The 11,114-nt window shown below is 73.2% G+C and carries 7 protein-coding genes and 1 pseudogene; 5 read left to right on the top strand and 3 right to left on the bottom strand.

Annotated features, from left to right (window positions below):
- Nucleotides 1–603 precede the first annotated feature (603 nt).
- The gene (locus ABD54_RS22860; protein ID WP_047871593.1) at nucleotides 604–1,872 is read left to right on the top strand and encodes a family 16 glycosylhydrolase; all 1,269 of its coding nucleotides are present in this window, start codon (nucleotides 604–606) and stop codon (nucleotides 1,870–1,872) included.
- Between the two features lie 62 nt (nucleotides 1,873–1,934).
- Here ABD54_RS22860 and ABD54_RS22865 read toward each other — a convergent pair whose 3' ends face one another.
- On the bottom strand, nucleotides 1,935–2,747 hold the full coding sequence (locus ABD54_RS22865) for an NRDE family protein (RefSeq protein ID WP_047871594.1): 813 nt from the start codon (nucleotides 2,745–2,747) through the stop codon (nucleotides 1,935–1,937).
- 299 nt (nucleotides 2,748–3,046) lie between these two features.
- Here ABD54_RS22865 and ABD54_RS22870 point away from each other — a divergent pair, with 299 nt between their 5' ends.
- Together ABD54_RS22870 and ABD54_RS22875 are read left to right on the top strand one after the other, a co-directional pair.
- Entirely contained in the window at nucleotides 3,047–5,692 is a 2,646-nt protein-coding gene (locus ABD54_RS22870) for an HAD-IC family P-type ATPase (RefSeq protein ID WP_047871595.1), read from the top strand.
- A gap of 62 nt (nucleotides 5,693–5,754) precedes the next feature.
- The gene (locus ABD54_RS22875; protein WP_047871596.1) at nucleotides 5,755–6,234 is read left to right on the top strand and encodes a cytidine deaminase; all 480 of its coding nucleotides are present in this window, start codon (nucleotides 5,755–5,757) and stop codon (nucleotides 6,232–6,234) included.
- 131 nt (nucleotides 6,235–6,365) lie between these two features.
- On the opposite strand, the gene ABD54_RS22880 is transcribed toward ABD54_RS22875, so the two are convergent.
- Together ABD54_RS22880 and lnt are read right to left on the bottom strand one after the other, a co-directional pair.
- On the bottom strand, nucleotides 6,366–6,929 hold the full coding sequence (locus tag ABD54_RS22880; RefSeq protein WP_047871597.1) for an FxsA family protein: 564 nt from the start codon (nucleotides 6,927–6,929) through the stop codon (nucleotides 6,366–6,368).
- Nucleotides 6,930–7,060: 131 nt separating this feature from the next.
- Entirely contained in the window at nucleotides 7,061–8,806 is a 1,746-nt protein-coding gene (gene lnt / locus ABD54_RS22885; protein WP_047871598.1) for an apolipoprotein N-acyltransferase, read from the bottom strand.
- A gap of 612 nt (nucleotides 8,807–9,418) precedes the next feature.
- On the opposite strand from lnt, the gene ABD54_RS22890 reads away from it, so the two are divergent.
- Together ABD54_RS22890 and ABD54_RS22895 are read left to right on the top strand one after the other, a co-directional pair.
- Nucleotides 9,419–10,633, top strand: coding sequence for an ABC transporter ATP-binding protein (locus tag ABD54_RS22890; protein WP_047871599.1), 1,215 nt, complete (start codon nucleotides 9,419–9,421; stop codon nucleotides 10,631–10,633).
- Between the two features lie 243 nt (nucleotides 10,634–10,876).
- Nucleotides 10,877–11,114, top strand: a pseudogene (locus ABD54_RS22895) (S9 family peptidase); the annotation flags it as partial.

An 11,114-nucleotide genomic window follows, 5' to 3' on the forward strand; every position in this document is an offset into this window, starting at 1 on the left:
CGGGGGAAAGGCGGCGGAACTGGGGAATGCCCGCGGCGTGGACCGCTCGGGCGGTCGGCGGCTGGCCGGGCGGCGGGTCATCGGTCGGCGGTTGTGGGGTGCCCGGGGCCACGGTGTGACGCTGCCTCCGCGTCCCGGGTCGACTGTGGACACGATCCCGCAGCCCGCCTCCAGCGCGGTTCCGGAATCCTTTCGCTCCACCCCGGGTCAACGGGGAAGGGGTAGGGAGCGTTCCACTGCGTTCTTGTCCCCTACCCGTTGCTCCGTCTGGAATGCACAGATTTGGCGCATCGAAGCCACACATGTCCGCCCTCGGGGCCAAGGCCCGACCACGCCCGCCGACCGATGACCCGCCGCCCGGCCAGCCGCCGACCGCCCGAGCGGTCCACGCCGCGGGCATTCCCCAGTTCCGCCGCCTTTCCCCCGTTCACACCCCTTGTGCTGAAGGAAAACTAAACGTACAGTAACTTACCAATTAGATTCGTTGCGTAACACGGCGACTGCGCGCAGTCGCCCACCTGGTCCCGCGCACGCCCTCCGTGCCCGGGACCGACTCCGCCCGTCACCGCCCCGCCGCGGCGGGGCTTCCCCCCGGAGTAGCCCATGCGCATCGCGTACCGGCCCCGTAGGCCCCTCGTCTCCGCAGCACTGTCCTTCGTCACCGCGGCCGCGCTCGTGGTCCCGGCCGGAGCCGCCTCGGCCGCCCCCGTCCAAGAGGACGCGGTGGCCCCGGCCTCCGCTGAAGCCGCCCAGGCGGCCCTGGTGTGGTCCGACGAGTTCGACGGCGCCGCCGGAAGCGCCCCCGACCCCGCCAACTGGAACCACGAGACCGGCGCCCACGGCTGGGGCAACAACGAACTCCAGAACTACACCGACAGCCGCGCCAACTCCGCCCTCGACGGCCAGGGCAACCTCGTCATCACCGCACGCAGGGAAGCCAACGGCGGCTACACCTCCGCCCGCATGACCACCCAGAACAAGGTCGAACACGCCTACGGCCGCATCGAGGCCCGCATCAAGATCCCCCGGGGCCAGGGCATCTGGCCCGCCTTCTGGATGCTGGGCGCCGACTTCCCCCAGACGCCGTGGCCCGACTCCGGCGAGATCGACATCATGGAGAACATCGGCCGCGAGCCGCACCTGGTCCACGGCACCCTCCACGGGCCCGGCTACTCCGGGGGCAACCCCCTGACCGGCTCCTACATGCACCCGCAGGGCTGGTCCTTCGCCGACGACTTCCACACCTTCGCCGTGGACTGGAGCCCGGGGTCGATCACCTGGTCCGTGGACGGCAACGCCTACCAGACCTACACGCCCGCCGACACGCGCGGAAACCCCTGGGTCTACGACCAGCCCTTCTTCATGATTCTCAACATCGCCGTGGGCGGTAACTGGCCCGGCTACCCCGACGGCACCACCCAGTTCCCCCAGCAGATGCTCGTGGACTACGTCCGGATCTACTCGGACGGCGGCAGCCCCGGCGGCGGCACCGGCACGATCACCTCCTCCAACGGCATCTGCCTCGACGTGGCCGGGGCCCAGACGGGCGACGGCACCCCGATCCAGTTGGCGCACTGCAACGGCAACCAGGCCCAGCAGTGGACCGAGGGCTCCGACGGCACGTTCCGGGCGTTCGACAAGTGCCTGGACGTGGCGGGCGGCGCCACCGCCGCGGGCACTCCGGTACAGCTGTGGACCTGCAACGGGACCGGCGCGCAGCGGTGGACCCACGACAGCGGGACGCAGGCCCTGCGCAACCCGCAGTCGGGCCGCTGCCTGCAGCCCCAGGGCCGGGCGCAGAACGACGGCACCCGGATGGTGATCGCCGACTGCGACGGCAGCGCCGTCCAGCGCTGGAGCCTGAACGGCTGACCCCTCCCCCGCGCCGTCCGCCGCTCCTCGGGCGGTCGGCGGCGCCCTCGGCCCCCCGTGTCTCAGAACCGGGGGGCCGAGGTGTCGATCATCCGCCACGCCCCGGGGTCGGCCGGGGCGTCGGTGAAGGCGTAGCGCACGGTCTCGCGGTCCATCGCCAGCAGGGTCACCGACCCGGTCTCCCACATCCTGCCCCCGCCGAGGTCGGCGCGGGCTACCAGGCCCGTCGGGTCGCCGGACTCGTCGGGGCCCGCCGAACGGGGCGCGGAGACGGCGGCCTCGTTCACCAGGCGCGGCCACTCCCCCCAGACCTCCTCCACCCCCTTGGCGCGGGACAGGTCGGCCGGGTCGGGCCGGGTGCGCGCGAACTCGGGAGTGTGGCGGGCGGCGCGCGGATCGCCCGGGTTCAGCCCGGTGTTGACCACCATGCTCACGCCGACCGGCAGCGGACGGGTGTCCAGGCACCGGCCGTCCCAGCTGTGCAGCCCGGCCCGGCGGGCGTCGGCGTCCAGCAGGTGGAAGGGCGCGTAGAGGGTGGGGTCGTCGCCGTGCAGCGGGTCGCGGCCCGGGTTGCGGCCCGCGTGGGCGAGGGCGCGCAGCGGCAGTTCGCCCCGGCTGGCCGGGTAGGTGCCCTCCCAGGGCATGCGCCCGTCCCAGGGCCAGCCGTTGAGCAGGGCCGCCGTACGCGGGCCCGACGGGTCCACCGCCAGCCACGTGCCGCCCGCGAGGCGGTCCCGGCCGCCGACGAGGTCGGGCCGGTCGGGCCAGTGCCGGGCGGGCCCGTCCCAGGGCCGGGAGGACATCTCGTCCCTGAGGGCGGCGATGACCAGGGGCGTGTCCGCGCCGGGGTCGAAGCCGACGATGACAGTGCACATGACGACCTTGTGACCTTTGCTGTGGGTCCCCGGTGTGGTGCGGTCCCCGCGGTGGTGCGGGCGGAACGGGGATGTGGGCAGGAGGTAAACGCAACCGTACCCGGAGGGGCCCCGGCGGTGCTCCGCGCGGGCCCGGGGTGGTGCGGGCACCACCCCGGGTCCGGGGGACGGTGTGCCTGTTCCCGGTCCGGGAGTCTTCTAGTCTGTAGTCTCCCTCCCCCTTCGCGTGTGCGGGGCGGATGCCGCGTCCGAGGCGCCTTCCCGCCCGTCTAGTTTCCCGGACCACACAGGAGTAGTGCGTGCCCGAGCAACCCGACCGGACCGACGACGGTGCGGACAGCACCGCGGACAGGCCGCGGGACGCGGTTTCCGCCGTCCCAGGACCGCAGGCGGGCGGCCGCGCCCACGAGGCGGTCGGAGGCCCCGAAGCTCTCGCCGGAGCCTCCGGCGTGCCCGTTCCCGCAGGTTCCGGGCGCCCGGGGGGCCCTCCCCCCGAGACTGGACTGACCGGACGGCAGGTCGCCGAACGGGTCTCGGCGGGGCGGACCAACGACGTGCCGGTGCGCGCGAGCCGCACGGTCGGCCAGATCATCCGCGGCAACGTGTTCACGCGGATCAACGCCATGGTCGCGGTGCTGTTCTCGATCATCGCCGTGATCGGCCCGGTGCAGGACGGCCTGTTCGCGATGGTCATCCTCTTCAACACGCTGATCGGCATCGTCCAGGAGCTGCGGGCCAAGCGCACCCTGGACAAGCTCGCCATCGTCAACGCCGCCCGGCCACGGGTGGTGCGCGACGGCGCCACCGTGCACGTGGCCACGCAGGAGATCGTCCTGGACGAGGTCCTGGAAGTGGGCGTGGGCGACCAGATCGTGGTCGACGGCACCGTCACCTGGGCCGGAGGGCTGGAGGTCGACGAGTCGCTGCTGACCGGCGAGGCCGACCCGGTGGTCAAGCGGCCCGGGGACACCCTGATGTCGGGGAGCTTCGTGGTGGCGGGCACCGGCCGGTTCCGGGCCACCAAGGTGGGGCGGCACGCCTACGCCGCGCGGCTGGCCGAGGAGGCCAGCCGCTTCTCGCTGGTGCACTCGGAGCTGCGGTCGGGCATCAACCGCATCCTGACCTGGATCACCTACGCGCTGTTCCCGATCGGGGCCCTGCTGATCTACAGCCAACTGGTCCTGGGCGGGCACGTGGGCCTGGAGGAGTCGGCCTCGGGCGGCCAGATCTCCGGCCCGCTGGCGGACGCCCTGCGCAGCATGGTCGCGGCCCTGGTGTCGATGATCCCCGAAGGCCTGGTCCTGCTCACCAGCATCGCGTTCGCGGTCGGGGTGATCCGGCTGGGGCGGCACAAGTGCCTGGTGCAGGAGCTGCCCGCGATCGAGGGCCTGGCCCGCGTGGACGTGGTGTGCACCGACAAGACGGGCACGCTGACCGAGGCGGGCATGAAGCTGGCCGGGATCCGCGACCTGGGCGGGCACGGCGGGGAGGCGTCCCCGTCGCTCGTGCTGGCGGCGCTGGCGGCCGGCGACCCCGACCACAATGCGAGCATGGCGGCGATCGCGCGCGGGTGCGGGGCTGCGGGTCAGGCCGCGCCCGACTGGACGGTCACGGCGCTGGCGCCGTTCTCGTCCGCCCGCAAGTGGAGCGGGGCCAGCTTCCTCGCCCCCGGCGGCGAGGAGCACTGGGTGCTGGGCGCGGCCGACGTGCTGGCCTCCCCGCAGGACCCGGCGGCCGCCGAGGCGGCCCGGCTGGGCGCGCAGGGCCACCGCGTGCTGCTGCTGGCCCGCGCGTCGGCGCGGGTGGACTCCGGCGAGGCGCCCGGGGTCGTGCTTCCGGTGGCCCTGGTGGTGCTGGACCAGAGGCTGCGCGAGGACGCCGGTACGACCCTGGACTACTTCGAGGACCAGGGCGTGGACGTCAAGATCGTCTCGGGCGACCACGCGGCGTCGGTGGGCGCGGTGGGCCGTGAACTGGGGCTGCCGGGCGCGGACCGGCCGGTGGACGCGCGGGCGCTGTCGGAGGACCGCGACGAGCTGGCCCGCGAGGTGGAGGAGCGCTCGGCCTTCGGCCGGGTGACGCCCGAGCGCAAGCGCGACATGGTCAGGGGCCTGCGCGACCGCGGGCACACGGTGGCGATGACCGGCGACGGCGTCAACGACGTGCTGGCGCTGAAGGAGGCCGACATCGGCGTGGCGATGGGCTCGGGGAGCCCGGCGTCGCGGTCGGTGGCCCAGTTGGTGCTGCTGGACAACCGGTTCGCGGTGCTGCCGCGCGTGGTGGCCGAGGGCCGCCGGGTCATCGGCAACATCGAGCGGGTGGCCAACCTGTTCCTGACCAAGACCGTGTACACGATGACGCTGGCGATCATCGTGGGCCTGCTGGCGGTGGCCTACCCCTTCTTCCCGCGCCACGCGACGCTCATCAACGCGGTGACGTTCGGCATCCCGTCGTTCTTCCTGGCTCTGGCGCCCAACACCGACATCGCCCGGCCGGGGTTCGTGATGCGGACGCTGCGGCTGGCGATCCCCTCGGGCATGGTGGCGGGTTTCGCCGCGGTGACGACCTACCTGCTGGTGCTGGGCGGCCGGACGGTGCCCGACCCGGCCGACCGGACGGCGGTGGTCATCACGCTGTGCGCGACGACGCTGTGGGTGCTGCTGCTGGTGGCCAAGCCGTACGTGTGGTGGAAGGTGCTGATGGTGGGCTCCATGGTGGGCCTGTTGACGCTGGCTATGGTGACACCGCTGGGTCGGTGGTTCTTCGACCTGGACGTGAGCGACCCGACCAAGGTGCTGACCGGTCTGGCCGTGGCTGGTGCGGCCATCGTGGTGATCACGGTGATCCGGGTGGTGGACGACCGGATGATGGCCCGGTCCGAGGCCCGTGCCGCGGACAGGGAGGACGAGCGCGAGGCCGAGGAGCGCACCCCGGAGCCGGTGTGACGGCCGTCCTCCGAGAGTCGCGGGGCCCGGGCCGGAGAGTGCGAGGGGGAGAGGGGAAGGACATGCTGAGCGAAACCGACATGCGCCACCTGCGGCGCGCGGTCGATCTGGCCGAGGAGTCCCTGGAGGCGGGTGACGAGCCCTTCGGCTCGGTGCTGGCGTCCGGGGAGGGGACAGTGCTCTTCGAGGACCGCAACCGCGTCGCCGGCGGCGACCCGACGCGGCACCCGGAGTTCGCCATCGCCCGGTGGTCGACCAGCCGCATGAGCCCCGGGGAACGGGCTGCGGCGACCGTCTACACCTCCGGGGAGCACTGCCCCATGTGCTCGGCCGCCCACGGCTGGGCGGGGCTGGGCCGGATCGTGTACGCGGCCTCCTCGGCGCAGCTCGTCTCGTGGCTGGAGGAGTGGGGCGTGCCCCCGGCACCGGTGCGCGGGCTGTCGATCGGCGACATCGTGCCCGCGATCGCGGTGGAGGGGCCGGTGGATTCCCTGGTGACGCGGGTGAGGGCGCTCCAGGCCCGCTTCCACGGCCGGAGCTGACACCGGCGCCGGGCGCACCGCTGCCCGGGCGGCCCGGCATCGCGACAGCCGGGCCGGTCGGACACCAGGAGGGCCCCGGACGCGCGGCGGGCACTGTCAGCGCGTGGGGCCGGTCGGCGCGGTGGGCGCCGTCAGTCCTCGTCGTCGGCGCGGGGTTCGAACCGCCCCTGGATGACGCGGCCGCGGTCGCGCGGAGCGGCGTCCTCGTCGGCGCGGGGGCCGAACGGGTTCCGGCCGGGGCCGAACGGCCCCGCGGCCGCCCCCGCCCCCGGGCCGCCGGGGGCGGTGGACCCGCGGACGACGAACTCCTCGTTCATCCGCTCCCGCATCCCGCGCACGCGGCGCTGCGCCCACGAGGCGAAGGCCCAGCGCAGGACGGGGCGGGTGAAGGGCAGGACCATCAGCAGGCCGAGCACGGCGGTGATGAAACCGGGGACCACGAGCAGGATGCCGCCCGCCATGAGCATGAGCGGGTCGAGCAGGCCCCCGCGCGGCTGCTCGCCCGAGCGCATGGCCTGGTCCGCGTCCCGGAAGGCCCTGGTCCCGGCCCGGCGCAGCACGGCCACTCCCAGGACCATCAGGGAGACCAGCGCGGCCAGCGTCCACGGGACGCCGATCCAGCCGCCGACGGCGATCATCAGCCACACTTCCAGGAAGGGCAGCGCCATCAGCGCCAGCACTGTCAGCAGCGGCATGCGTAACCATCCTCCGGGTCGTCGGCGGGAACTCCCCCTACAGGAGAGAACGCGCGCGGGGGCTCCAGGGTTCCCCAGTGCGCGCGCTTGCCGACCGGGGGTCCGCGTGAACGCCCCTCGGGCGCGCCCCCTCAGGCCCGGCGACGGCGGCCCAGGACGACCGCTACGGCCGCCGCGCCCAGGCCCAGTGCGCTCAGGAGCGCCTCCGGCGCTGCGCCCAGGCGGGTGGCGACGGTGGTGCCCGCCATCGCCTCCAGCTCGGCCACGTGGATGTCGGGCACCGCCTCGGGCGAGCTGTAGGCCAGGCTCCCGTCGGGGTTGACCACGGCGCTGACGCCGCTGGTGGAGACGACCGCCGCCGGGCGGCCGTGCTCGACGGCGCGAAGCTGGGTGATGGCCAACTGCTGGTTGGTCTGGCCGGTGAAGTTGTAGTTGGCGTTGTTGGTGGGGACCACGATGACCTGTCCGCCCGCGGCGACGGACTCGCGCACCGGCAGGTCGAAGGCCACGTCGAAGCAGATACCCACGGCCAGGGTGGTGCCGCCCACGTCCAGGGCGCCGGGTTCGGTGCCGGGGACGGCGTCGGAGCTGACCTGCTGGAGGCGGGCCACGAACCGCGTGAAGAAGTCGCGGAAGGGGACGTACTCGCCGAACGGCACGAGGTAGCGCTTGTCGTAGATCTCGCCCGGCCCGGTCCGGGGGTCCCAGACCACGCTGCTGACGTAGCGGGTGCCGTCGTCGTTGAAGCGGCTCATGCCCCACAGCAGGGGGACGCCCGCGTCGGCCGCGGCGGCGTCGATGACCTCGCGCGCCTGGGGGTCCCGGAAGGGGTCGATGTCGCTGGCGTTCTCCGGCAGCAGCACCATGTCCGGCCGGGGGTACTCCCCCGCGCGGACGGCGTCGGCGAGCTCGTGGACCCCTTCGGCGTGGTTGTCGAGGACCTGCATGCGCTCGCCCGCGATGGACATCTGTCCGACGTTGGGGACGTTGCCCTGGACCATGCCGACGGTGACGGTGTGCGAGACGTCGGGGCGGCCGATCGCGGGGGCCAGTGCGCCGCCGGCGACGACGGCCGCCGCGGCGGCCAGTCCGACGGCGGCGGGCACCCAGCCCGTCCTCGGCGGGCCGCCCGTGTTGGCGGGGCGGCCCGGGCCCGTGCCCGCCGCGTGCGCGGCGTCGCGATCGTTTCGGTCGTCCCGATCACCGCGTCCGGCCCCGAGTGCGCCCGCCAGGCGCAGCGCGCTCCACAGCAGCAGGCCTCCGGTGAGGGCGACCGCGAAGGTCACCAGAGCGGAGGAGCCGAGGGCCGCGTAGCCGACGAAGGGCGTGTCGGGCTGGGCGAAGGCGAGCTTGCCCCAGGGGAAGCCGCCCAGCGGCCAGCGGGCGCGCACGGCCTCCTGGGCCACCCACAGGGCCGCGGTCCACAGCGGCCAGCCGGGCAGGCGCATGGCCGCGCCCAGGGCCATCGCCATGGGGAGGAAGTAGACGGTCTCGGCTCCGGCGATGAGCAGCCACACGTCGACGCCGAAGATGTCCTGCCAGTGCACCAGCGGCACCATGAGCGTGGCCCCGGACAGGGCGCCGAGCCAGGCCGCGCGGCGCGTCCGGGCCCCCGCGACGGCGAGGGCGAGCAGCGCGGCGCTGAGCGGGCCCAGCCACCACAGGCCGTAGGGCGGCAGCGCGAAGAGCTGGGCGAGACCGGAGCCGACCGCGGCGAGCACCCGCCACAGCAGGTCGTGGCGTCCCCAGCGGTGTCCCGGCGCGAAGGCGGAGGCGAGGGAGCGTGCCGGGTTCGCCGTCCGCTCCCGCCCCACCGGTTCCGGCGAGGGTCTGTCGGAGCCGTGGGCGCTGCCCTGCTCGGTGTGCTCGGCAACCACGTGGGGTGCTCGCTTTCCGCTGGCTGGTGAGAGGTGCTCGCGGTCAGCATATGGGGGGACGCGGAAAAGGCCCGAGCCACCCTTCGGACCGGCTCCGTCCCGTCGGCGGCGAGCTCGGAAGACCGTTGTCTACTGGATGTTCGGGCCTTTTCCGGGTCCAACCCCCCGCCCGGTCGCGGTACTCCACCCCTCACCCGATCCCAGCTGCACCTGGCGCGTGATGCAGCGTCCGATCGGACGAGTGGGGGCCGCACAACCGGTCCGTCCAGTGCTGGACTGGTCGTTAGGTTACCCAGACTCCCCGACCCGATGCCTCAACCCGGCTGCCGTGTCGTGGCCGCCGCCCCGAGGGTGCGGAGGGGAGAAAGGAAGGAACCGTCGGACAGGCTAACGCACCTGGGGCCGCCACGCCAGCCGAGCGGACGGGGTTTGTGTCTGACCGCAATCGGATCGACATCGACCCAAGTATGGACTTTTCGATCAGGATCGTGTCTGATGTGATCAGCACAACGGCCTGGTTCGATCAATTACGAAAGTTCCAGGTCGGCGGCGCGGACACCCCGATGATCCGCGTCGCCCCACACCTCGACCCCGGCCCGGGAGCTGACAACCATGGCGGAGATCGTCCTCGATGGCGTTGACAAGATCTACGGCGGCGACGTCAAGGCCGTCGACAACCTGAACCTGAAGATCGAGGACGGCGAGTTCATGGTGCTCGTCGGCCCTTCCGGCTGCGGCAAGTCCACCGCGCTGCGCATGATCGCGGGCCTGGAGGAGATCACGGGCGGCACGCTGGTCATCGGCGACGAGATCGTCAACGACCGCCCGCCCAAGGACCGCGACATCGCGATGGTCTTCCAGAACTACGCGCTCTACCCCCACATGACCGTCGAGCAGAACCTGGCCTTCGGCCTCAAGCTGCGCAAGGTGGCCAAGCCCGAGATCGCGCGCCGCGTCAAGGAGGCGGCCGAGATGCTGGGCCTGGAGACCTACCTCAAGCGCAAGCCGGGCGCCCTCTCCGGCGGCCAGCGCCAGCGCGTGGCCATGGGCCGCGCGATCGTGCGCGAGCCGCGCGCCTTCCTCATGGACGAGCCGCTGTCCAACCTGGACGCCAAGCTGCGCGTGCAGATGCGCGCCTCCCTCAACCAGCTCCACGAGCGCCTGGGCGTCACCACCATCTACGTCACCCACGACCAGATCGAGGCCATGACCCTGGGCGACCGGGTCGCGGTGATGCGCGACGGCCGCCTCCAGCAGGTGGACACCCCCAAGCGCCTGTTCGACGCCCCCGTCAACCTGTTCGTGGCCGGGTTCATCGGCTCCCCGGCGATGAACTTCGTCGACGCCGAGCTGGTCGCCGAGGGCGACGGCGCGGTGCTCACCTTCGCCGAGCACAAGCTGCCGGTACCGGCGAGCGTCCTGGAGGCGCGCCAGGGCCTGCGCGACTACCTGGGCCGCAGCCTCATCCTGGGCATCCGCCCCTCGGACTTCAACGACGCCGACCTGGACGGCAACGGCGACCCGCAGATCCAGGTCAAGGCGAGCGTGACCGAGGAGCTGGGCACGGAGATCAACGTGATCTTCAGCGTGGACGCCCCGCCGGTGCGCCACGAGGACGCCGCCGCCCTGGCCAAGGACGCCGCGGGCGATGAGGACGAGGGCGACGGCCTGCCGCTGGGCGGCAACACCTCGCTGTTCACCGCCCGGGTCAGCCCCCGCAGCAGCGTGCGCCCGGGCCAGCCGGTCAGCCTGTCGGTGGACGTGAGCCAGCTGCACTTCTTCGACCCGCAGAGCGGTCTGGCCATCGGCCACCCCGACAACGCCTGAGCCCGTATCCCAGCGCCCCGCCGGGCCGTCTCCCCCTCCTCCGGGAGGGGCCCTGCGGGGCGCACCCGTGCGCGGGACCCGGCGGTCGCGACCACCGTCGCGCGCCCGCGGGAACAGACCCGGCGGAAGCGCGGACCATATCCATTACACACCGGGGCAAACCTTGCTCCGAGGACACAGTCCCGCACCTTGGGGCAAGGCATCTGTTTCTTGACCCCCGGATGAGCGCACCCCAACGATTGTGTGGTGTCCAACCGAGCCCCCGGAGCCGCTCTCGTCACCGAGTCCGCGCCCGAGCCCGAGCCCGCCGTCGACGTCCTGCACGGCCGTCCCGTGCCCGACCCCTACCGGTGGTTGGAGTCCGCCGACTCCCCCGAGACGCTGCGCTGGCTGGAGGAGCGGGGCCGCGAGTACGCGGCGGAGGCGCGCACCTGGCCCCTGCGCGACCGCCTGGCCGGACTCATCCGCTCCCTGGTGGACA

The organism is Nocardiopsis sp. RV163, from assembly GCF_001029525.1.
GTDB classification, from domain to species: Bacteria; Actinomycetota; Actinomycetes; order Streptosporangiales; family Streptosporangiaceae; genus Nocardiopsis; species Nocardiopsis dassonvillei.